Below are 22,515 nucleotides of genomic sequence, written 5' to 3'. Positions count from 1 at the left end.
CAGCATAAAAGGACTTTATGCCGCAAGCACTCCTGCCGCCTTGACTCGAATCAAAATCGCATTTCCAGGCAAATACGCCAGGGGGATGTCCTCCAGATGGACAATCTCAATGGAATCCGCATCTGCTCCTGCTGCAATTGCCTCGCGAACGGCTCCGTTCCTTGCGTCTTCGAGCGCTTCTTCGCGCGTCATCTCGTCCAGAGCATAAATCTTTTCAAGCTGACCGCTCACTTGTCCAAGCGCAGCACCAATCGCGTTTGCCGCTCCAAAATGCTCGGGGCGGATTACCTCAGATACCCCTTTCATTTGATCGGGAAGCAGTACACTTCCGCCGCCTACGAGAATGACGGGAACGGGAGTAGGACTCGTTTTCATCCGGTCGATGGCATCCTCCACATCCGCAACCAGCTTTTCATCGACTTTTTCGCAGAACGCGCGATCGAGCCCGTCCAGTTTTGCTCCTGACCACTGGAATCGCCCTATCATGACCGCTACGTCTGTCGCTGTCATCGTGTCTCCACCGACGATCAGGGCACGGTTATGCAATTGGTAGCCAACGCTGTCAGGTCCGAGCTTGATGGTATCTCCTTCATGGCGGACGATTGTACCTCCCCCGATCGCTACCGAGAGAATGTCAGGCATCCGGAAGTTGGTACGGATTCCTCCAATATCAACAGCGAGAGAAGATTGGCGCGGAAAGCCATTCACCAGAACACCGATATCTGTAGTCGTTCCTCCCACATCTACGACCAGCCCATCTTTACGTCCTGACAGGTGTGCCGCTCCGCGTATGGAATTCGTAGGACCGCAAGCAATGGTCAAGATCGGATAGCGCATGGCGTATTCCAGAGACATCAAGGTTCCATCATTTTGACCAAAGTAAATGCCAGCATTTTCAATTCCGTTATTACGCAGTGCTTCTCTGAAGCCTTCTGCAACCATTTTTGCCGTTTGAATGAGAGCGGCATTCAGAATCGTCGCGTTTTCCCGCTCCAACAGCCCGATGCTGCCGATTTCATGCGATAAAGAGATGGAGATTGCGTCCCCCAGCTCCTCGCGTACAATTTCTGCTGTTCGCTTTTCTTGGTCGGCGTTTGCCGGAGAGAAAACACCTGAGATCGCCACTGTTTCGATAGTGCCCTTCATGCCTCGGCATATTTGTCGGATCTCCTCTTCGTCTAGCGGTACGATCGTGCGTCCATCATACTCATACCCGCCAGAGACGATATGCCAGTTTTCCCCTACCGCTGCTCGCAGGTCTTCGGGCCAGCCCATCATCGGACGAACCGCAGTCGTCGCCGGTTTTCCTACGCGGATCATGCCTACCCGATTCAGCCGCTTTCGCTCAACAATTGCATTGGTGCAATGTGTCGTACCGAGCATGGCGTAACGCACTTCTCCCGGATTTACGCCGCTGTCCTGCACAACCCGTCTGAGGGCTTCATAAATGCCAGAGCTGACATCTGCTGTCGTTGGCGACTTCACCTCGTATACAACTTTTAACTGTTCATCCAGCAGGACAGCATCCGTATTGGTGCCTCCTACGTCAATCCCGATCCGGTAGCTCATGCCTGTTCCCCTCTCTTTCTCACTAGCTGCTCAACAGGCACATAATCAAAATCGTACCCGAAATAACGAGGTCCTACCGTCTCGATGCCTTTTTCCGTGCGCCATTTGGGATGGCACGGGATAGCCACAACAGATACACGCGTACCGTATTTCAAGCCTTCTGTCGTAATCGGCATGCCCGTCTCCTTGTCCAGAACAGCGAGCAGGTCAGGTGTTGTAGCGAGCGGCTGGCCATTTTCCAATGCGACCAGATGCTCGTTTTGAAAGCCTAGCGTCATTCTGCGCTCCCGATAGTCATCGATTCCATCAAAGGTAGCCTGGCCCTTCGTAAAGCCGCTTTCCGTGCGGCGGCTAATATCAACGGTCTTGCCTGTAAACAGCTCGAAGCCACCTAGCTTGTCCATGAGCATCCGCACCGGGCTTGTTTCCTGACTGCGTGCGGTGCGAAGCAGGGCACCAATCTCCTGCGCCAGTGTCAGTGTACCGGGAATCGCACTTTGCTTTACTTGCTTGCCTGAAAGCGGATAGTCGCACATGGAAGCAGAGCCACCCATCTGAATCGTTACGCTGCGTGCCAATCGCTCTGACATGACTCCGTCTACCGGATACATGACTACACCGTTGCCTCGTTCATCGGTCATCGCTGTAGGTGCAGCCGGGAGTCCATCGAGGTAAAAGGTGACCATTTGCGCCTCAGGAAAAGCTCTGCCCATCGCGTCCGCGTCAATGACAGGTATGCCTTTTTCTGCTGCGACCACGAGAGGAATAATCGAATTCACTCCTCCTACCTCGATCGGCATCGTCGCCGCTACCTTTTTGCCCAATGCCTGCTCAATCAGATTAAGCGCCTGGGTAACCATTCCCTCGGCTGGAACCTTTTCAACCATGACAGTCGGTGCGCCAATCATGCTGGAAGGCACGACCAGAACGTCATCCTCCAGCTCATCGAGCGTCAAGAGCGGGATTGGACCGTATTTTTCAATCGCCTGCAAGGCCATCATCTTGCCGATATACGGGTCTCCCCCTCCTCCAGTACCGAGGACGGCAGCACCCGCTGCAATATCTTCAATCGCTTGTGCGTCAATATATCTCATCGATTCGAATCTTCCTTTCTACTCAAAATGTCGCCTACGCTGCCTGATTTGCTGCTTCCCTTTTAGCAAGGACCTTGCCGAGTACGATCTGGAACAGTACACCACTCAAAAAGCCATCCAGAGCAGGAACGGTAGTCAAATGGAACAAGCTGAGACCATCAGGAGCTGCTGTGGTGCAATACGCAATGAAGGAGGCAAGAAGCCATGATACCAGGGAACGGGCGATAAGCTGCTTGTGTCCTTTTTCAAAAGCAAAGGCCGCGCGGTTGACTACGTAATACTCCGCGATGCAAATTCCCCCAACCGGCGCAATCAGCATCGTGATGAACGACAGGAAGGTAATAAAGCGGTCATAAATTCCCATATACGCCAGAGCAGTCGCAAGCAGCCCTGCTACCACGGTAATCAGTGTCTTTGGAACCTTGCTGAAAACGACAGCAAAGCCAAGCGAGGAGGAGTACAAATTACTCGTATTGGTCGTCCACTGTGCCAGCGTGATGACGAGAATTGCCGGAATCCCCAGACCGAGCGCGAGAAAAATCGTCGTCAGATCACTGGTTCCCATCGCTTTGGACAAGATGATAGCCACTACGATCATGAAGCTGTTACCGATAAAAAAACCAAAGAACGAAGCGAGAACCGCATCCTTTCGCGTCCGTGCCCATCTGGAAACGTCAGGAGTAATGATCGTCCCGACAACAAAAATACCGATGACCAGAGACACCGCCATCCCAAAGGACATGGGCTCCCCATTTACGCCCATCTGGGATATTTCTGCGAGCGGATGCGCACGAAGGGTCAAGAAGATGGAAACTCCGATCAGCAGCACCATGAGTGGAACAGCCCAGGAGCTGAGTCTCTCCAGAGCCCGGTAACCATAAATGGCGGTAGACATCATCAGCAATCCACCAATGACCGAAAGTATGGAATCATCCAGCTTGATGCCTAGTACCGAATCCAGAGCAGTCTGAACATTCTGAGCAAAGAAGCCTGCCTGCACACCGAACCACCCTAAAAGAGAGAGGCCGATGATCGCAGAAATCAATCTTGCTCCATATTCACCAAACGCATAACGCGTAATCATTGCTGTTGATAACCCAGTGGCAGCCCCGATATACGCGCAGATTGCCCCCATTATCCCTAGAAGCAGTGAGCCGAGCATGACAGCCCCAATCGCATCCCCAAAATCCATGCCGCCGCCAAGCTGTGCTCCCAGTAGCATCGAGGAAATATCAATGCCGATCGCAATCCAGACGAGACTGAGCGGAATCCACCCTTTGCGCAGAGAGAGCGGGACCGGTTCGCGTTCGTAGTCATTTTTCGTGTTGTTCGCCTCTTCCATGCTAATAACCCCCTGAGTTGTATCTGTCTTTTTTTCTGAATCGCGTACGGCTATATCGCGGTCGCTCTTTTTCATTACGATGTAAGGAGCTTTTTACGATCCTGCGATCCCACTCCAGAACAGCTTCCATATATTGTGCAGCTTTTGTTCGTACTTTTTCTCGTCATAGTAGAACATTTGTAAAAACAATCCGTCCATCAGACACAAAAATCCATCCAGCAAGTCTTCGATGGGGCGATCATCGATAACACCTGTTTCTATGCCCTCGGTCAGCAACGTGAGGATCTCGCCTGTCAGCATCCCCTCTGTTTCACCAAATCGTTCCTTGAGCTTGTCCTCCAGAGGAGCTGGGGGAAACATCATGGCACGCTTGTAAAAAATGGTTTCCTCTTCGTGGCTCACGTGGTAGGTGAAGGCCCCCCGCAATATTTGGTACAGCCTTTGCTCCACCGTACCGCTTTTCGCTTCCTCAATTGCTTCTTTGACAGAGTGATAGTGATTCTTCAAAACGTCCTCGAAAATCGATAAAAACAGCTCTTCCTTGCTGCCAAAGAAGGCATAAACCGCCGGGGTCGTAACCCCCACTTCTTTTGTGATAGCTGACAAAGGTGTGCCCTCATACCCTCCTTTTGCAAAATGGGTCATGGCGACTGCCTTGATTTTGTCTCTCGTGGTCATAGATACCCCCTTTATCTGCTAGCGCCCATTTACTTAATGAGCGTTAATTAAGTGAAATTCTATAGCGAATTAACTGACAAGTCAATCCTTTTTGAAATCCGCAAATAAAAAGCCTCCTCTATCGAATGTACCGATAAAGGAGGCCAATTTCCTTATTGTTCCAATGTTCCCTCGAACCATTTGATCAGCGCTTGCGTACCGCTGTCTTGCTCGCCTTTGTCAGCGAGCTCCTCATACAGTGATTTGGACAGCTCCAGCCCTGGAGTCAAAAGGCCCATTTCTTTCGCTGCTTCCAAAGCAATGCCCATGTCCTTGATAAAATGCTTGATATAAAAGCCTGGAGCGTAATTACCAGCAATCATGCGCGGCGCCAGATTGGATAAAGACCAGCTGCCTGCTGCTCCTGCCTCGATGCTTGTCAGCACTCTGGTAGGATCTAGCCCAGCTTTTTTCGCATAGGCAATGGCTTCACACACACCGATCATATTCGTTGCAATACAGATCTGATTGCACATTTTGGTATGCTGCCCCGCTCCTGGACCACCTTGGAGAACGACGTTTTTTCCCATAATTTGCAGCAGTGGCTCTACGCTGTCAAACGCTTCCTGATCGCCACCTACCATGATGGTCAGCCTGGCCTCGCGCGCTCCTACATCGCCACCGGAAACTGGCGCATCCAGCGAATACAACGATTTGTTCTTTGCTTCCTCGTAAATCTTTTTCGCAAGGGACGGCTTGGATGTGGTCATATCTAATAAGAAAGTACCTGGCTTTGCATGGGATACGATTCCCTCTGCTCCTAGGTACACCTCTTCTACATCACTTGGATAGCCGACCATCGTAATGATGACATTCGATGACGCTGCCAGATCGGAAATACGCTCTTTCCAAACCGCACCGCGTGCGAGCAAGTCTTCGGCCTTTTCCTTTGTACGCGTATATACCAGCACCTGGTAACCAGCATTCAGAAAATGGGACGCCATGCTTTTTCCCATAACGCCAGTTCCAACAAATCCGATGACTGTATTTTCTGCCTTCAATGACAAGATAACCACTCCAATCATTTCACTCTTTTTCATCCGTCATATACTTCTCGTTAGTGTATCTAAATTCCTCCCCGCTCATTCTCGCACAATTGGAAAGATTTATGCTACTTGATCCTCCCTAGCTTTCGGCTGATAGTCGATTGATCTACTTTCAATACCTCTGCCATTCTCGTCGTCGTTTTGTATTTATCCCGTGCCATCGTCAGCAATTGATTTTCCAGCATGGAAATAGCCTCTTTTAACGGAATGATTTCCGTGACACTCAGCCTGGAGTGAGCATGCTGCATTGGATGCACGATTTCTGGCAAATGAGCGACCTCTATCACATCCTGATCCGTAATGACGATTAATCGCTCGACGATGTTTTGCAGCTCACGTACATTTCCTGGCCATTTGTACGCCTGCAAGCATTCCAATGCTTCCTGTGAAAAGGTTTTTGTCTTTTTATACTTTCGATTGAACTTGTCTTTGAAAAATAACAGCAAGGGCAATATATCATCGGTTCGCTCGCGCAAAGGAGGGATATTGACTGGTACGACATTCAGCCGATAATACAAATCCTCACGGAAGCGTCCGAGTCTCGTCTCCTCCTGGAGATTTCGGTTGGTTGCCGCGATGATCCGCACATCAATCTTGATCGGTTTGGTCCCTCCGATTCGGACAAATTCGTGTTCCTGCAGTACACGCAATAGTTTTACTTGCAAACTCAAGGGCAGCTCGCCAATTTCGTCAAGAACCAGCGTGCCTTCATTCGCCAGCTCAAAAAGCCCTGGCTTACCCTCCTTGGTCGCTCCTGTAAATGCACCTTTTTCATAACCGAACAGCTCTGACTCTAGCAAATGCTCGGGAATGGCCGAGCAGTTGATTTTGATGAACGGCTTTTCCTTGCGCTGACTGTTGTTGTGAATATATGAAGCGACTACCTCTTTTCCTACCCCTGATTCTCCCAAAATCAGGACAGTAGAGTCGACTTCTGCCAGCTTTCCTGCCAGGATGACTACTTGCCTGATTTGTTCGCTTTTGGTGATAAAGGCTCCATCCTGCTCCGTCAGCTGACTCCATTTGCGCAGCTCCTGCCGGTAGCCCTCCAGAAGCCCGCGCGCGTTTTCCAGCTCCTCCTGCAGTCGTTTTTCCTCCGTAATGTCACGACTGAAGTTGATAACGCGCACGATGTTGCCATGCTCGTCCTTCACCGGAGTTCCCATCACCATCAATCTGCCACCCATCCGCGTGGATTGAATCACCTGTACTTTTTCATTTCGCTCTAGCACGAGCCTTGTAATGGACGGCTGAAACACACCAGAGCGTTCCAAATCATAAATGCTTTTGCCGACCAAATCTTCGGGACTGTAGCCGTAAAGTCGCTCGGACGATCTGCTAACCCGTTGCGTAATTCCTTCTCCATCCGAAATGTAAAACATATCATAGCTCGTATTAAAAACAGCCTCCAGCTCCAGTGAATAGTTAGCCTGTTTTTCTTTGTATATACGAAAGAAATGGCGGTACAGCTCTGTTGTTTTGACCCAGCCCACTATCTGTCCCTGGGAATTTACCAATGCCCACTGATCGTATCGATCCCACTCCGCTTCTCGTATCTCGATCTCTTCTAAGGCACACACTCCCACTGACCGCAGATCCTCGGGACACTCCCGCATAACGACGCCAGTAACAGACTGGTTTTTGTCCATGATAAAAAGCGCATCCGTGCTCATCTGGCGTGCCGCTTCTTCCCAATCTGACTGTAAGCAGAAGGCAAAAGATTCATTCAAGAAATCCAAAGATGTCATAGGCTCCACCCTCTCTTGGTCTATACGTTGAAAATCCCCCCATAACGTCTTGCTGCCTGTTACGGGAGGAACCTATTTTTTTAGATAAAATGCGATTGTATTGGATTCATTATAGAGGCAATGTCTATTTTTTTCAATTTTCTTTCTGTTTCAAACTACTGTTCCTCTACACCTAAATAAGCAGCAGCCAGTGTGAGATAGAAGCGAATCGAATCCAGATAACGCTCAGTGTCAATCCATTCATCCGGCTGGTGCGCAAGTGTCGGTTCTCCCGGTCCACATATGAGAATCGGCACTTGTAAATGCGGCCCGTAGATAGATCCATCTGTATAATAGTTCACACCACTAACCGGCTCCTCGGTTCCCCACAGATGCTGCATCGTCTCCTGTGAAAGGGCGATGAAGGGGTCCTGTGCGTCCGTCGTTACTGCCGGCAAATCATTGGTCACCCGAATCTCGCATTGTGCTCCAAGCGGCTCGCAGACGCTCGCCAGAAGCTGCTTCAATTCATCCAGTATCGTTGCGTGCACTTGCCCGGGAACGGTACGAATATCAAGCATCAATGTGCATTGATCAGGAACCACGTTCGTTTTGACTCCGCCCTGGATGACCCCGACATTCATCGTCGGACTTCCTAGCAAAGCGTGATGCTCATATGTGAACGAATAGGAATCCAGCTCATGGATAAATCGAGCCATCGCTGTAATCGCATTTACGCCTTGCTCCGGCATAGAGCCATGTGCCGTCTTGCCATAGGTGACGATATCCAGCCAAAGTGCCCCCTTGTGAGCGATGAAGGGACGATTGGAGCTAGGCTCTGAGATGACCATTGCGGTGGCATCATCTACTTGTCCTCTGGCAGCAACCGCTTTTGCCCCCAAACAATCCACTTCTTCTCCTGCGGTTCCTGCAAACCGAAGCGTTCCCTGCAGCTTGATCCCCGCACGATGCAAATACTCCATCGCGAGCACCATCGCTGCTACGCCGCCCTTCATATCGGTCGTTCCTCTGCCGTACAGCTTGTTTCCCACACGCTCGCCGCCGAATGGATCGTGCTTCCATGGGATATTGCCTGTCGGTACCGTATCCAGATGCCCGCTAAAAACGAGCACACGCTGGTCTTTCTTTTCAGCAGCCACGCCTGTCAGCTCCGCCAAAACATTGCTACGCCCTGGTAGCACCTCATCTACCTCTGCTCTCAATCCAGCACGCGCCAAATGGCTTTGAATCGCCTCCGCCACTGCCGCTTCTGCTCCCGGAGGATTGACGCTATTGATCGCAATCAAGTCACGCAAAAAATCGATTGCCTCCTGTTCGTGAATGAGCTCCATCGCTTTTTGCACTCTCGGGTTTGTCATAACTGCTTTCATGATTATCCACTCTCTTTCTGTCTGCACGTTTCTTTTGTTAGATCACTGCCTGCTTGTCATCTGCTAGGGCCTCGGCACTCCCCTTCACCTTTTGCTCTTTTAAAATGATAGCGCACAGTGCTGCGACTGCGGCTGCAATAGCAAAAAAGACAAACACATTGCTAAAGTCCTGGGAGCCGTCTGCCCCTACCTTAACCAAGTATCCAGCAACGAGCGGAGAGACGAATGATCCCATCTGACCGATCCCGTTGGACAGTCCTGTAGCACTTCCCACTACCTCTTGCGGATAACGCTTTTGAACGTACGCATACACTGTCCCGAAATTCAGATTGATGAAGAAACCGACCAACAACAAGGCTGTCAAAAGCATGCCAGTCTGTCCCTTTTCCACTGCTCCCAGCATCCAGAGAACCGGGATACATCCCAAATAGGCGATAATCGCGACCGGCTTCATCCGATGCATGACTTTATCCATGAGCCAGCCACCCATCATCATGGCAAAAAAGGCTACGATATACGGAACGGAGGCGAAAAAACCCATTTGCTTCAAATCAAGTCCATGCTGCTTCACCAGGAAAGTCGTGAGCCAAGTCGTCGTTCCCCAATACACAGCCAGTTGACAGAACAGAAGCAGGGTGTACACGTAGAAGTATCCGTCCTTCAAAAAGATGCCGATGTTTTTCTTTTTCGCTCCCTTGTCAGAAGCAGCTTCTGCGGCTTGCTCGGCAGCTTCTCCGCTCGTGATGTGTTCATACTCCGTTTGGTCAAGGCGTCCTTTATCCAGCATTTCTTTTGGCGTATTCGTGATGAAATACCAGAGAGCAAAAATCCCGATGACCCCAGGTACCGCGAGTACGTAAAAGACCGGTCTCCACTCTCCACCGAAAAAATAAAAGGACAGCGAAGTGACGAGTACAGGTACGATTGCCGGTGCAACTGCCCAGGAGGTTGCAAAAAACGATACAGACCGCCCACGCTCAGCCATAGGAAACCAGTTGTTGATTGTCCGGCATGCAGGGGCAAAATGATGACCTTCTCCAAGTCCTAAGCCGATACGCAGCGCCAGGAATTGACCGAATGTTTTGACCACTCCAGTCAGAGCTGTTATCGCCGTAAAGACGATGATGGCAATGTTCATGACTTTCTTCGGACCAATCTTATCCGCGAGAAATCCTGCCGTCACTTGTGCCAAGGAATAAGCGAAGAAAAAGACAGAAGCAAGCTGTCCGAGCTCAACCGGAGTCAAATCCAGATCTTTCTGAATAAACGGAAGAAACGTCAAGACTGCCATCCGATCAAAATAATTGATGATGTACAACAGCCACAAAACGACTAAAACAACATGGCGATAACCCCATACTTTTTTTACAACGGCATTCATCCATCTGCCCCCTATATCCTATGTTGGCCATTCCCTCTATATCAAAGCGCTTTCATGAACGCTGCCTATCACTAGAGCACATACCGTGCCAGCTTGTCCTCCAACCTGTTTGTTTTCATTGAATTCCCGTATTTTCCGGCTGTTACGGGTTCTTCCGGGAACAATAATCGCCTTTGGCAAGTCGAGCAAATTATGCATTCTTACATAAGCAACTCCCCAAACTTGGCTACTTAGCTATACCATTTAAAGACACATATCACGAGAGAATAACATCTATGCAATTTCGCATAGTCATTTTGCACAAATGCATAGAATTCGCGATAGCGGCTGGCAATAGTTAGGGAAATGAACAAGGTAATGGGCATTTTATCATAACCGCGGGTGTTTTCGTGTTCAAATAAAAATAAGGGAGGGCACTTTTGCCCTCCCCTGCTCCTTTTTTAGCGAAGAAGCTGCTGCGGATTTAATCCCAGAAGCGCCGGATGAACAAACAATCCGTCCTTTCTGATCAGCACATCATCGAACCAAATTTCACCGCCGCCATAATCGGGCCGCTGAATATTGATCAAATCCCAATGAATCGTACTTCGATTTCCATTATCTGCTCTGTTATAAGCTTGACCCGGTGTGAGATGGAAGCTGCCAGCAATTTTTTCATCAAACAAAGTGTCGCCCATCGGATGCAAAATAGATGGATGAAATGCAATTGCAAATTCACCGATGTAGCGTGCCCCCTCGTCCGTATCCAATATCTCATTTAATTTGGCTGTATGATTAGCCGTCGCTTCCACAATCTTCCCTTCACGGAAAGTGAGCTTAATATTATCAAACGTCGTGCCTTTATACTGACTGGCGACGTTATAGCTGATCGTCCCATTGATTGAATCTCGTACTGGGGACGTATACACTTCACCATCAGGCATATTCCGCTTGCCGACTGCTAATTGTGTACCGATTCCTTTGATGGAAAACTGAAGCTCTGTACCCGGACCTGTGATACGTACATGTTCTGTTTGGTCCATGAGCTGATAAAGTGGTTCACATGCGATCGACATTTTGCGATAATCGAGCGAGCAAACCTCGAAATAAAAGTCCTCAAACTCCTCTGTAGGCATTTTCGCCTTTTGGGCTAATGCTGCCGTGGGATAATTGATACGAATCCCTTTTATGTCGTTGTCCACACGCCGAGCGATCGAGTGGAAATACTGCGCATACAGGCGATTCTTTTCTTCCGGCACATCTTTCATCTCGCTGTCGTTCGTCTCCCCATGAATGCCGATATACCCGTGGATGCCGTTCCACATCTCTTGCTCCCACTGAACCATTTGGGCAAGCTGGTCATCTGACAGCCCCTTCATCCATTCACGCTGTACCTTTGGCCTTACAAAACGAAGATGAGGAAATGCCCCTTTGGCGTACAGCTTTTTTACTAATTCTGCAGCCAGCAGCTCCCCTTCGTCCACCACCATGATCATGATATGCTCGCCTGCTTGAACATCCAAGCTGTACGAGACCAAATTGTCAGCAATCTTTCCGAGCCGCTCATCTCTCATGTCCATTCGCTCCTTTTATACGTTTGTATACAGCTTAGCTTTTGATTGTCAGAGGATTATCAAAGGAGCGAATCGAATGAAGCTTTTTTGCAAGGTCGCATGGAAATGGCATCAGGAGCCGCGCAATAGGCCAATTTCACTGGCGAGCATGATCGCGTGGGTGCGATTTTTTGCCCCTAGCTTTCCGAATAGCTGATTATTATAGCCTTTGACTGTGCCGATGGAGATTTGAAAGTGCAGAGCGATTTCCTGGTTTGTATACCCCGCCTTGATCAGCGTCAGCATTTCAATTTCCCGTTTTGTAAGCCGCTCAATCAGCTCCTCCCGTGTACTCTTGGCACTGTCCTTTTTATCCTGAACACCTTGTCTGCGCAAAATTGCCTTGATTCGGGAAACCAAGATATTCGGATCAAAGGGCTTGGTCATATAATCATCCCCACCCAAATCCAGCCCGGCAATCATATCTTCTGAATCATCCTTGCAGGTCAAAAAAAGAACGGGGATTTCACTGCCTGATTCTCGCAAGGACTGGCACAGCTCCAGACCAGAGCCGTCCGGCAATAAAATATCAAGAACAATCAGATCGGGCTGCTTTTGATGTAGAGTAGCTATGGCCTCGCGAATACTCTCAGCCTCCCCACACCCCAAAATGATTCGCTTCCAAATAAAGCCGCACCAGCTCCCTGATCATCTCGTCATCCTCTACCAGTAATATCATAGCGGTTTCCATTTACCGTACCCTCCCTTCCTCTATGGGCTCTGTAGTTGTTTGCATTCGCTTGACTGGCAAAGAAAACGAAAATGTACTTCCTGCTCCTAAAGTGCTTTCTACCCAAATGTCTCCCTGATGATATTGGATGATTTCTTTAGAAATAGTCAGTCCGAGCCCAACTCCGCCTCCTGCTCTAGCTTTACGTGCATCGCTTACTTTGAAAAATCGTTCGAAGATAAAAGGAAGATTTTCCGCGTCGATTCCCAGTCCCGTGTCCCTTACTTCCACGAAGGCTCTTCCAGTCCCATCTGGTCCCAGCTCCGAGTCTATCCTCAGACTGATCGTTCCTCCCGTAGGCGTATATCGTTGCGCGTTCGTCAGCAGGTTGACCACTACCTGCTCGACACGAAGCGGATCAGCAATGATACATAGCCTATCATCAGGAACGATCCTCGTGCCCAGCTCCCAGACAAAATGCAGGTCCTTTTTTTCCATATCTAGCAGATGCTTTTCATACAGATTGTGAAAATAGGAGATGAGCGGAATCGGCTGAAAATGGAAATGAATTTGTCGTGATTCTATTTTGGAGAGCTCGAACAAGTCCTTGATAATCTGATGCAAATATATTGTTTTTTCATAGAGAATGTTCAGGTACTTCGGATCATTCGGCTTCACGACACCATCGATCATTGCCTTTATAAAGCCCTGGATCGAAGTGAGCGGAGTCCCCAGCTCATGGGCAATATTGGAAAGCAGTCTGCGCCGCGACTCCTGCATCATTTGCAGCTCCTTGTTTTTTCCTTCCAGTGCTTGTGTTCGCTGTTGTACTTTTTGCTCCAGTGATTCGTTGGTCTTTCGCAGTTCTTCCGACAGCCTCTCAACCTGATCGAATGATCTGGCAAACGCCATAGACAGATTGATCATTTGGGTAAACAAAAAGACGAGTACACTAAATGCTACGCCATTTTCAAAGGTAGACAAGTTTGCGTAGAACAAAATTTCGTTTATCGAGGCAACAAAAAGGAGCATCAAGCCGAACCCGTTTAGCAGGGAGCCATGCCTTTTTCGAATCACTGCGTGCACATAGACGTACAGCACATAGCAATAGCAGAGCAATAAGTAGATTTCTTTAATCAGAATCGCTTCGGTGAATATCCAGGCAGGAGTAACCGTGACAAAGAGAACGAGCACACTACCGAGCTTAATTAGCCAGTTACGGATCGTTCGATTGAACTCAAGAGGGTATTGTGAATGAACGAACAAAGAGAGAAACATCATACATGCCGAGGCGCAAAGGTACTCCAGCTTGACCCCGATCTCCCACGGAATTTGCGGGAAATAGCGTACAGCGAGTGTCTCGCCCAAAAAAAGAAGCCGGATACTGATACCGATACTCATACCAGAAAAGTAGAGACTTGATTTCTCTCTTTTTCTCGCCAAGTACAATACAAAATGATAGATTCCCATCAGAAACAAGCAGCTGGCAATCAAACTTTCATAGAGAACCTTTGTATCGCGCTCCAGCATGATTTCTTCAACGGGTCCGAGTGTGATAGACTCCCACAAGCCTCCTTTTCGCTGAACGAAATTCGAGACTTGGACAACCAACTCTACTTGGGATCGATCAGATTGAAAAGGGATGAGCTTGGTATAATTTTTGGGGACCATCTGCTCTCTGCTCGTGCCAACAACGCCGTTCTTCTCCATCAGCTCGCCATTGATCCATAATTGATAGGCAGTAGCGACACTCGGCATGTAGATCGCAAAGCGTTTATGTACATCTTCCTCTCGCAGTTGAAGCAGGAGACGATAGGTAGCGTAGCCATGATTGGGGTAAGATTGATAAATGACCGCCCCGTCCTTCCAGGTAGACGGGACTTGCTTGTAGCTAGACTGAGCGGATGGTGCCTGTTCTCGTATGGTGGCAGGGGTCTGCAGCTGGTTCCAATAAAAAGTCCACTCGCCATTTAAAGATACGGACTGCTGCTCGTCCCAGTTCACCGCGCGCAAATCGATAACGCCTTGCCTGGCGACTGGCTGCTCGACGTAAGCCATTGCCCTGGCAACAAAGGTTAGCATGTAGGCTATCAGAAAGGCGAAAATGATTGTTTGCTTGATCATTGGCTGCTGCTGCATTTCCGCCTGCCCCTCCCTGTTTGAACGATGATTTGCTCTCTTTAGCATAGTTCTAAAAGACTACGGAATAAAGACCCATTGAGGAAATTGCTGCAAAATAAAAAAGATGCGAGATCAAATGACCTCGCATCTTGCGTCCTTTATGAACATCGTAAGGCATCACACCTCTGACTTTACGCCTTTGAAAGAACGAACCTGCTCTGTAATCGCTTTTTCTGTAGGCAATCGCTCGATACTCGAAGCACCGAAGAACCCTACGACTCCTTTTGTTTTGGAAAGGACGTACTCGACATCCTCTGATTCTGAGATGGGACCGCCGTGGCAAATGACCAAAATGTCCGGGTTTACAGACTTTCCTGCATCATGAATGCGCTGTACCAGATCGACTGATTCTTCCAGTGTGAGTGCAGTCTGGGCTCCAATCGTTCCTTTTGTCGTCAAGCCAACGTGCGCAACCAGCACATCCGCGCCTGCATCAGCCATCTTCATCGCATCTTCTTCATTAAATACGTAAGGAGTAGTCAAAAGATCCAGCTCATGGGCTTTGCGAATCATTTCCACTTCTAAATCATATCCCATCCCCGTCTCTTCCAGGTTCTGTCTGAACATGCCATCACACAGCCCCACCGTTGGGAAGTTTTGTACGCCGGAAAAGCCCATTTCCTTGAGCTGCTTCAAATACACAGGCATAAGCCGAAACGGGTCTGTCCCGCACACACCGGCGAGTACAGGAGTGTCCTTCACGATCGGCAGCACCTCTCCTCCCATTTCCACCACGATCTGATTCGCATCTCCATACGGCATCAGACCAGCCAATGAGCCTCTTCCTGCCATTCGATATCTTCCTGAATTGTAAATGATGATCAAATCGGCTCCGCCTTCTTCTGCACATTTGGCAGACAGGCCGGTTCCAGCTCCTGCACCTACGATAATTCGATTATCAGCTACCTGATTACGCAGTCTTTGCAAAATTTCGCTTCTACGGATGGACATGATCCACTCCTCCTTTTTCTTTGGTAACGAAGGCAAGCAGCTGGTTCCCGATCATTTCTGAAACTGCCGGATCATTAATATCCTCGTCTGTCTCCAAAAACGGAATGTCCTTGCGCAGGTGCAGCTTGATCGCATCGTACAACGCTTTTCGTTCCTCTATTCCTTCAAAAGCTTGCGAAGCCTTGTCGAGAAGGGAGACGCCGCCTTTTGGGAAGACCAAGACAGTCGGTGCTTTGCTTTGGTTGAGTCTCTCAGCCAATATTTTCCCAAGCTGCCGGTTTTCCTCCACGGTCGTCCTCATGAGCGTGGTGGTCGGATTGTGCTGGTAAAACCGACGATCCGCAAATTGCGGTGGCACTGTTTCTGGCGGGCCAAAATTCACCATGTCCAACGCGCCAACCGATATGACTTGCGGAATTCCAGCAAGACCAGCAGCCTGCAAACGATTTGGGCCCGCACTAAAAATGCCGCCCACAAGCTCATCTGCCAATTCGGTAGTCGTAATGTCAGCGACTGCCACGAAAAAGCCAGCTCGGACCAGCTCCTCCATCGCCATGCCACCTGTGCCAGTGGCGTGAAAGACGAGGACATCATAGCCTTCTTGTTCAAGCATCTCTCTTACTTTTGTCACGCATGGAGTTGTTACTCCAAACATCGTGGCTGCGATCATCGGTTTTTCTTCGTGCTGGGTCTTTTCCTGACTCGTTCCGTCAACCATTCCCGCAATCGCATAAGCGGCATTGCGCAAAATACGCGACGAGAGCTTATTTAACCCGGCGATGTCAACGACTGAGTACATCATCATGACATCCTTTTCGCCCACATACGGTCTCGTATTTCCTGAAGCTACCGTCGATACAAGCAATTTCGGAATTCCGATCGGCACTGCTCTCATCGCTGCCGCCCCTACCGTTGTTCCAGCTGTTCCCCCCATCCCGAAAATTGCTCCGACGATACCTTCGTCAACCAGACGGCGCACTACCTCCTCCGCCCCTTTTGTCATAATCCTGACGGCAGTACCCCGATCACGCTGTTCCTGCAATTCTTCAATCGTCATCCCGCCCGCGAGCGCCACCTCATCCCGTGTAATGTCTGGGGCGAAAACAGGCTCATCCAAAACACCAGTGTCAATGACGAGCGTCTGCACGCCGAGAGATTCCACCGCATCCCTCACAAATCGAAATTCAGCACCTTTTGTATCCAACGATCCAATCAGTACCGCTTTTTTAGTCATGAGCAGCCCCCTTTTGGTATCAAAGACTCGAAAAATGCTTTCGTACGTCTAACCGCTTCCACCTCACCGATCTGATCCTGCTTATAAAAGGACGGATAATGGGTGTCGATCGTCATTACCGCCTGGGGATCGTATTTGGCAATCGCCTGGATGACTGGCTTGTGGTCATAATCATCTTGTCCGGCAATTGCGAAATTTCCAAAACTTCCATGCGGATTATGCTCCGAAATCGAGTTGGAGAGACGGGAAGCACCCTTGAGATGTGTTTGCCACACATGCCCTTTCACATGCTTATACGATTCCACCGTTGGATATTCTTGGGCACGCCATCCGTTGATGATATCCCAATTGATCTTGAGCTGCGGATGGTTGGCGTATGCAACCAGCTTGCCTAATTCCTCCGCATTGCTGGTCAAGGTCGGCGGCTCATTTTCCACGACTATATATTTATTTCGCTGCAAGGCGTGTTCAGCGTGTCTCCGCATAATGCTCGCATTATGGCGATATTGCTCTTCTCGCTCTTCTTCGCTTAGTGTGTGGAAGTCTTCCTGTCGATAAAGGGAGTAGACTCGCACATAAGGGGCATCGAAAATATCTGCTAGATCGAACAATCGCCCAAGCACCTCATGCATCGCAGTATGATGGGCCTCGTCGTAATTGTCGTACTTCGGCGGACCGGAGAATGTGCATGTATTCACTGCCCATGAGCTCACACTGGCCACCTGGAGCTTGTATTGATCCAGCTTTTGCTTGCACGCCTGTGCCTTTTCCATACTGATCGTATCGATCGTATCCCCGTCCAGCTTGGCTCTGACATCCACATAGGAAAATCCCAGCTCCACCGCCAATTGCAGTGACTCCTCAAACGACTCCGTGCCCAACATGTCGGTAAAGACGCTGAATTTCATGCGAAGATCCCCTTTCGTTAAAGCCTGATTATTGGATGGAAATCCATTGTCCAGAACGCTTTTTGAAGGCATCAAAAATTTTGGTCAAATGCCAGGAATCATGCAGAGTGGAGCGCTCGATCTTTTTGCCTTCCAGCACTGCGTTGGCGAAGTGGTTCACACTCTGGACCATTCCCTGCAGGAACAGATTTTTATTGTAAACCTGCCCGAGTGAAAACTCCGGCTCCCACAGGATTGGTCCTTCCGTTGGGTCGTCTCCTATGTAGATAGGCGTCTTTCCGTATTCGCCGCTGCCTTTGGAGCCCTTGTAGTAAATGAGCCGCATCGCGTTGTCGATGACGAGGTTGTGCTTGTTGCCAATCACTTCAAAGCGCTCCAGCGGACTCGTATCTGCCTGTGTTGAGGATAGCTGCAAATTGCCGATTGCACCCGATTTGAATTGCAATAGCGCCTGTACGTTTCCACTGGGCTGATGATCGATGAAGCACATTTCTTTGACCTCGCCCATTAAGAAATGAATGCCTGACATCGGATGGCAAATGTCTAAAAACCAGTGCAGTCCTGTCCGTGTGGCGATGTCCTCCTGGTACGGACTAAGCGTAAGCTGATAACGGCCATTGATGGAAACCGGCTGTCCAAAAGCTTCCCGCTCAATGATTTGCTTTGCCCGCACAAAGGTCGGATAAAAATAGCGCTTGTTTGCCACGAGGACGAATTGACCCGATTTGGCTTCCACCTCCAGCATTTGCTCGACCTCTTCGGCTGTATAGGCAGCCGGCTTTTCCATCCAGACAGGCAACCCGGCCCGCAACAGATCAGGCACGATTTTGGGATACAGGGGACGTCCTTCCTTGTCAAAATTCAATACGACGAAGACGGCATCCAGCTTTTCCCGCTGAATCATTTCCCGATAATCGGTATACATATGCTCTGCCCCAAAGCGCTGGCGATAAATTTCCGCACGCTCGGCATTTAAATCACATACAGCGACCAAATCAATGGGCGCATAATCGAAGGTAGGATACACGTTCCGAAAAGCATGGGCACCACATCCGATAAAGCCTGCTCTAATTTTTCGGTCATACTCATAATTGAATTTGATTGCGCTCATCACACTGCCCCCCTTTCTTTATTCTCCGATCGTCTGCCGATCCGGTGCGGAATACGCGATAATCATGCGGCACGGCTCCCAGCTCGTCACTGTCGCGTTATGCGGTACATTTCTCGGAATTCGCAGCATCATCCCTGGCTTCAAATGAAAGGTTTCATCGCCGAGTGTATGATCACACTCACCTGACAAAACGAAGATCACTTCCTCGCAATTCGGGTGTACATGCCGGGGATTGGACTCTCCCGCATTGATATACACCATTCCAAACGTCATCTCCGCCTGCGGATCAATCTCTTGTCCGCACAGCCATTGAATCGCTCCCCATTCCATCGGTAAAAGGTGCTTCTCCTGATTCAGGTCTGTAATCGTTGCCATTTTCATGCACTCCTTCTTTTTGGGTTATTTATCCGAGCCCGCTGACATTCCCTCAACGAACTGGCGTTGGAAAATCACATAAACAGCAATACTGGGAACCATGCTGATTAACGTGCCGGCAAAAATGAGTCCGTAGTTGGCCCCGCTGTCTCCCTGAAAAGCCAAGAGGCCAAGCGGAATTGTGTAGTTGTGATCCGAGATCAAGAGGACAAGCGGCAATAAAAAATCATTCCAAATGTTCATGAACGTGAAGACCAAGAGCGCAACCACACCCGGTTTTGCGAGCGGCAGCATGATGCGCAAATACGTTTTCCATTCTCCTGCACCGTCCACGAAGGCCGACTCACGCAGCTCCTTCGGGATGTCCTTGAACGTGTTGCGCATCAAAAAAATCGAGAACGGCAGCGCCAAGCTGACTGATACGAGCGTGACACCTGACAAAGTATCCACTAATCCAAGCGATTTCAGCTGATAAAACACCGGGATAATAATGGCTTGAACCGGTAATGCCATCCCTAGCAAAAAGAGATAGAACAAGAACTGACTGCCGCGAAAATTCATGTGGGCAAAAGCGTAGCCCGCAGGACATGCGACCAGAAATACAATGATCATCCCGACAATCGTAATAAAGGCGCTGTTCCAAAAATACGTCTGGAAATTGCCGAGCTGCCAGGCCGAAATGAGATTGTCAAAGCTCCATGAAGTCGGCAGAGCAAACGGTGAGTTGGCAATTTCGAATGCTGTTTTGAAGCTTCCGAGAATTACCCACAGTATCGGTGTGACGATGATCGTAAGCAGGAGAAGCAGGAAGACCCAGAGCATCATCTGCGATTTTCCTATTGAATTGGTCTGTGCTCGCATCGATTACTCCCTCCGATCTCGCCAATAGTTGAACAGAAGCGTCAGTGAGATGACAATCACTCCCAACACGACACCGCCTGCTGTAGCGTAGCTGACCTTGTTCATACTGAATGCCGATTTGTATACATAGGTCGATACCACTTCACTCTTGTAAAACGGTCCGCCCTGAGTCATGACCCAGATCAGGGCAAAGCCTTTGAAAGCGTGGACGACTACCATGCTAATCACGACGTTCATCGTGTTGCGAAGACTCGGTACAGTAATGGACCAAAATTTGCGGATCGGCCCTGCACCATCTATGTCCGCAGCCTCGTAGACGGTGTAATCGATATTTTGCAGGCCAGCCAAGTACAGAACCATGTAAAATCCGTAAAAGGCCCATGTACCTGTAATGACGAGAGCTGGCAGCACTGTCCATTCTTCTCCCAGCCAGTTATGCGCGAGCGAGGTCCAACCGATTTTTTCTAGAAACACATTGATTGGACCCATGACCGGATCGTAGATTTTCGCCCACAGTACACCGACTACCGCTAGTGACAATACAGACGGGAGATAAAAGCCTGCGCGAAAAAAGAGCTTTCCTTTTTTCACCTGTCCAATCAATATAGCGAGCACCAGCGTAGGTACGACGACCAACAGAAGACTGAGCACCACCCACAAAATGTTGTGTCCGAGTGAAGCGAGAAAGACCGTGTCACCCGCCAGATTTACGTAATTGTCCATGCCGACAAAATTCATCGTCAGTGCTGAGCCGTTCCAGTCAAAGAAGCTGAGGAGGATCGCATTGAACATCGGGTAGAGCATGAACATTCCGTATAAAATCAGCGCGGGAGAAAGAAATGAGAGGATGACGATCCATCGCTTCAGTGTTTGCTTCCACCGCTCGATAGAATAGGTCCTTCTTACTTCCAACACACTTTCCAGTGGTGATGGGTTTACTGCGTTCATTCCAACCCCCTCCTTCCAAGAAAGCTAATTGGATTTCCTCGACAGCTTGTATCCGGCAGCAACGTCCTTTTCCGCCGCCGCCGCGATATTGTCCATCGCGTCCTTGGGCTTCACAAGACCGCCAATCAAGCCTGTCAGGTTTTGATAATACGCCTGCTTTGCCTCGCTGCCGATGAACACACTGGGATTGTAGCCTGATTCCTTCTCGATGGAGCTCATTGCTTCTGCCAGCAAGCTTCCTGCCGGTTTAATACTCATCGCCGCTTTGGAAGCAAGGATCAGGTTATACGTCGGATCGCCTAGCACGACTTTGGCATAGTCTTCGGATACGATGTAATTCATCCACTTTTCTACCAGCTCAGTTTGCGTTGTCTTCGCTGGAACTACCCATGTGTAACCAAGTCCGCCTGTCGGGTTTGTTTTACTCGTATCGATTAAAGAAGGAATCGTGAATGAACCGACGCTTCCCTCCAGCTTTTGGTCCACTACATCCGAGATGATGTGTGTCGTGGAAATGAACATGCCTGCCTTTTTATTGAGCATCGCGAATTTGGCGTCTGTGAGATTGAGCGAAACGGACTCTTTTCCGATATATCCTTGATTCGCCCAGTCAGCCATGGTCTCTGCCGCCTTCACGTACTTGGGATCATTCCACTTTGCCTCGCTGTAGATCAGATCGGCTACCGCATCCTTGCCCGCACTGGATTGCAGGATGAGCGAGAACAGGGTTCCTACTGTGATCGGCGTTCGCCCCCCAACGATGATCGGTGTAATCTGTTTGCCGTGCAGCTTTTTCATGGCATTTACAAACTCTTCTGCTGTAGTCGGAACCCCGATTCCATTTTGCTCAAACAAGTCCTTGTTGTAATAAACCGAGACTGCGTCCATCGTATGAGGCAGCTCATACAAATTGTCATTTCCGGAGATCAGGTCGTAGGCAAAGGGACGAAGCTTGTCTTTCCATCCGTTTTGCGTGTACCAGTCATTCAACGGCTTGATCAGATCCACATCGGACAAAATACGAACACGTCCGGGGCCGGCGTTCATCAAAATCGCAGCTGGCGGCGTTACACCCGATTGCAGCATGGTGGTCAGCTTGCCTGATTCCGTATTCGTGTCACCCGTTGCCAGATCAATTTTCACGCCAGGATTCATTTCCTCAAATTTCTTTACGACCTTGTCCCACTGACGCTTCTCCGTCTCATTGTTAAAGCTCGGAATCAGCAGCTTGAGTACATCGCCTTGCTTGTTTTCAGAGGCAGCTGGCTTCTCTTTGACTGGTTCACTGCTTGCACTACCTCCGGAGCCGGCAGGAGACTGACAGCCTGCGATAAAAAGCGCAAGCATCGTCACCCATAGCATGAAGCGTACAACGTTTGTTCTGTGCATCCCTATACCCCCTTACGAAGTTTGTACG

The 22,515-nt window shown here is 49.4% G+C and carries 20 protein-coding genes; all 20 read right to left on the bottom strand.

Annotation, left to right across the window (positions count from 1 at the left end; all coding sequences use genetic code 11):
* Positions 1–15 precede the first annotated feature (15 nt).
* The 20 genes from C3B52_RS03155 to C3B52_RS03065 all read right to left on the bottom strand — a co-directional run bounded on the left by C3B52_RS03155 (position 16) and on the right by C3B52_RS03065 (position 22,487).
* A complete protein-coding gene (locus tag C3B52_RS03155; protein WP_103104616.1) occupies positions 16–1,569 on the bottom strand; it encodes a hydantoinase/oxoprolinase N-terminal domain-containing protein in 1,554 nt (517 codons plus the stop codon).
* Positions 1,566–2,663, bottom strand: a complete 1,098-nt coding sequence (locus tag C3B52_RS03150; protein ID WP_103104615.1) for a DUF917 domain-containing protein — start codon at positions 2,661–2,663, stop codon at positions 1,566–1,568. Before C3B52_RS03150 ends, C3B52_RS03155 begins: the two co-directional genes overlap by 4 nt.
* Positions 2,664–2,697: 34 nt before the next feature.
* Positions 2,698–4,005, bottom strand: coding sequence for a cytosine permease (locus C3B52_RS03145; protein WP_103104614.1), 1,308 nt, complete (start codon positions 4,003–4,005; stop codon positions 2,698–2,700).
* Between the two features lie 93 nt (positions 4,006–4,098).
* Positions 4,099–4,683, bottom strand: a complete 585-nt coding sequence (locus tag C3B52_RS03140) for a TetR/AcrR family transcriptional regulator (protein ID WP_103104613.1) — start codon at positions 4,681–4,683, stop codon at positions 4,099–4,101.
* A gap of 152 nt (positions 4,684–4,835) precedes the next feature.
* The gene (locus tag C3B52_RS03135) at positions 4,836–5,762 is read right to left on the bottom strand and encodes an NAD(P)-dependent oxidoreductase (protein WP_235615581.1); all 927 of its coding nucleotides are present in this window, start codon (positions 5,760–5,762) and stop codon (positions 4,836–4,838) included.
* 71 nt (positions 5,763–5,833) lie between these two features.
* A complete protein-coding gene (locus tag C3B52_RS03130) occupies positions 5,834–7,516 on the bottom strand; it encodes a sigma-54 interaction domain-containing protein (RefSeq protein ID WP_103104612.1) in 1,683 nt (560 codons plus the stop codon).
* A 155-nt stretch (positions 7,517–7,671) separates the two neighbouring features.
* Positions 7,672–8,886 (bottom strand): M20 family metallopeptidase, encoded by a 1,215-nt coding sequence (locus tag C3B52_RS03125; RefSeq protein ID WP_103104611.1) that lies wholly within the window; start codon positions 8,884–8,886, stop codon positions 7,672–7,674.
* Positions 8,887–8,923: 37 nt separating this feature from the next.
* A complete protein-coding gene (locus C3B52_RS03120) occupies positions 8,924–10,267 on the bottom strand; it encodes an MFS transporter (protein ID WP_103104610.1) in 1,344 nt (447 codons plus the stop codon).
* 440 nt (positions 10,268–10,707) lie between these two features.
* Positions 10,708–11,820: an aminopeptidase gene (locus C3B52_RS03115; RefSeq protein WP_103104609.1), complete on the bottom strand. Its 1,113-nt coding sequence runs from the start codon at positions 11,818–11,820 to the stop codon at positions 10,708–10,710.
* Positions 11,821–11,931: 111 nt separating this feature from the next.
* Positions 11,932–12,468, bottom strand: coding sequence for a response regulator transcription factor (locus C3B52_RS03110; RefSeq protein ID WP_103104608.1), 537 nt, complete (start codon positions 12,466–12,468; stop codon positions 11,932–11,934).
* Positions 12,449–12,550, bottom strand: a complete 102-nt coding sequence (locus C3B52_RS36205) for a response regulator transcription factor (RefSeq protein ID WP_123058841.1) — start codon at positions 12,548–12,550, stop codon at positions 12,449–12,451. The genes C3B52_RS03110 and C3B52_RS36205 overlap by 20 nt, the downstream gene beginning before the upstream one ends.
* Positions 12,551–14,668, bottom strand: coding sequence for a sensor histidine kinase (locus tag C3B52_RS03105; RefSeq protein ID WP_164684682.1), 2,118 nt, complete (start codon positions 14,666–14,668; stop codon positions 12,551–12,553). It abuts the gene before it with no gap.
* A 159-nt stretch (positions 14,669–14,827) separates the two neighbouring features.
* Positions 14,828–15,661, bottom strand: a complete 834-nt coding sequence (locus tag C3B52_RS03100) for a phosphoenolpyruvate hydrolase family protein (protein ID WP_103104606.1) — start codon at positions 15,659–15,661, stop codon at positions 14,828–14,830.
* Complete coding sequence (locus C3B52_RS03095) at positions 15,648–16,895, bottom strand: Tm-1-like ATP-binding domain-containing protein (protein WP_103104605.1); 1,248 nt, start codon at positions 16,893–16,895, stop codon at positions 15,648–15,650. Before C3B52_RS03095 ends, C3B52_RS03100 begins: the two co-directional genes overlap by 14 nt.
* Entirely contained in the window at positions 16,892–17,803 is a 912-nt protein-coding gene (locus C3B52_RS03090; RefSeq protein ID WP_164684681.1) for a sugar phosphate isomerase/epimerase family protein, read from the bottom strand. Before C3B52_RS03090 ends, C3B52_RS03095 begins: the two co-directional genes overlap by 4 nt.
* Before the next feature lie 28 nt (positions 17,804–17,831).
* Positions 17,832–18,914: a Gfo/Idh/MocA family protein gene (locus C3B52_RS03085; RefSeq protein ID WP_103104603.1), complete on the bottom strand. Its 1,083-nt coding sequence runs from the start codon at positions 18,912–18,914 to the stop codon at positions 17,832–17,834.
* A gap of 18 nt (positions 18,915–18,932) precedes the next feature.
* Positions 18,933–19,289: a cupin domain-containing protein gene (locus tag C3B52_RS03080; protein WP_103104602.1), complete on the bottom strand. Its 357-nt coding sequence runs from the start codon at positions 19,287–19,289 to the stop codon at positions 18,933–18,935.
* Between the two features lie 24 nt (positions 19,290–19,313).
* A complete protein-coding gene (locus C3B52_RS03075) occupies positions 19,314–20,150 on the bottom strand; it encodes a carbohydrate ABC transporter permease (protein ID WP_103104601.1) in 837 nt (278 codons plus the stop codon).
* A gap of 3 nt (positions 20,151–20,153) precedes the next feature.
* The gene (locus tag C3B52_RS03070) at positions 20,154–21,098 is read right to left on the bottom strand and encodes a carbohydrate ABC transporter permease (RefSeq protein WP_103104600.1); all 945 of its coding nucleotides are present in this window, start codon (positions 21,096–21,098) and stop codon (positions 20,154–20,156) included.
* Between the two features lie 24 nt (positions 21,099–21,122).
* On the bottom strand, positions 21,123–22,487 hold the full coding sequence (locus C3B52_RS03065) for an ABC transporter substrate-binding protein (protein ID WP_103104599.1): 1,365 nt from the start codon (positions 22,485–22,487) through the stop codon (positions 21,123–21,125).
* Positions 22,488–22,515: the final 28 nt, after the last annotated feature.

The organism is Brevibacillus reuszeri, from assembly GCF_002897295.1.
Classification (GTDB): Bacteria; Bacillota; Bacilli; order Brevibacillales; family Brevibacillaceae; genus Brevibacillus; species Brevibacillus reuszeri_A.
The sequence above is the reverse complement of the archived record's forward strand: the minus strand, read 5'-3'. Positions and strand labels throughout refer to the sequence as shown.

Bases quoted from the DNA above. Each gene is read 5' to 3' on its own strand.
- C3B52_RS03155 (WP_103104616.1), bottom strand. From the start codon at position 1,569: ATGAGCTACCGGATCGGGATTGACGTAGGAGGCACCAATACGGATGCT.
- C3B52_RS03150 (WP_103104615.1), bottom strand. From the start codon at position 2,663: ATGAGATATATTGACGCACAAGCGATTGAAGATATTGCAGCGGGTGCT.
- C3B52_RS03145 (WP_103104614.1), bottom strand. From the start codon at position 4,005: ATGGAAGAGGCGAACAACACGAAAAATGACTACGAACGCGAACCGGTC.
- C3B52_RS03140 (WP_103104613.1), bottom strand. From the start codon at position 4,683: ATGACCACGAGAGACAAAATCAAGGCAGTCGCCATGACCCATTTTGCA.
- C3B52_RS03135 (WP_235615581.1), bottom strand. From the start codon at position 5,762: ATGAAAAAGAGTGAAATGATTGGAGTGGTTATCTTGTCATTGAAGGCA.
- C3B52_RS03130 (WP_103104612.1), bottom strand. From the start codon at position 7,516: ATGACATCTTTGGATTTCTTGAATGAATCTTTTGCCTTCTGCTTACAG.
- C3B52_RS03125 (WP_103104611.1), bottom strand. From the start codon at position 8,886: ATGAAAGCAGTTATGACAAACCCGAGAGTGCAAAAAGCGATGGAGCTC.
- C3B52_RS03120 (WP_103104610.1), bottom strand. From the start codon at position 10,267: ATGAATGCCGTTGTAAAAAAAGTATGGGGTTATCGCCATGTTGTTTTA.
- C3B52_RS03115 (WP_103104609.1), bottom strand. From the start codon at position 11,820: ATGAGAGATGAGCGGCTCGGAAAGATTGCTGACAATTTGGTCTCGTAC.
- C3B52_RS36205 (WP_123058841.1), bottom strand. From the start codon at position 12,550: ATGGAAACCGCTATGATATTACTGGTAGAGGATGACGAGATGATCAGG.
- C3B52_RS03105 (WP_164684682.1), bottom strand. From the start codon at position 14,668: ATGCAGCAGCAGCCAATGATCAAGCAAACAATCATTTTCGCCTTTCTG.
- C3B52_RS03100 (WP_103104606.1), bottom strand. From the start codon at position 15,661: ATGTCCATCCGTAGAAGCGAAATTTTGCAAAGACTGCGTAATCAGGTA.
- C3B52_RS03095 (WP_103104605.1), bottom strand. From the start codon at position 16,895: ATGACTAAAAAAGCGGTACTGATTGGATCGTTGGATACAAAAGGTGCT.
- C3B52_RS03090 (WP_164684681.1), bottom strand. From the start codon at position 17,803: ATGAAATTCAGCGTCTTTACCGACATGTTGGGCACGGAGTCGTTTGAG.
- C3B52_RS03085 (WP_103104603.1), bottom strand. From the start codon at position 18,914: ATGAGCGCAATCAAATTCAATTATGAGTATGACCGAAAAATTAGAGCA.
- C3B52_RS03080 (WP_103104602.1), bottom strand. From the start codon at position 19,289: ATGGCAACGATTACAGACCTGAATCAGGAGAAGCACCTTTTACCGATG.
- C3B52_RS03075 (WP_103104601.1), bottom strand. From the start codon at position 20,150: ATGCGAGCACAGACCAATTCAATAGGAAAATCGCAGATGATGCTCTGG.
- C3B52_RS03070 (WP_103104600.1), bottom strand. From the start codon at position 21,098: ATGAACGCAGTAAACCCATCACCACTGGAAAGTGTGTTGGAAGTAAGA.
- C3B52_RS03065 (WP_103104599.1), bottom strand. From the start codon at position 22,487: ATGCACAGAACAAACGTTGTACGCTTCATGCTATGGGTGACGATGCTT.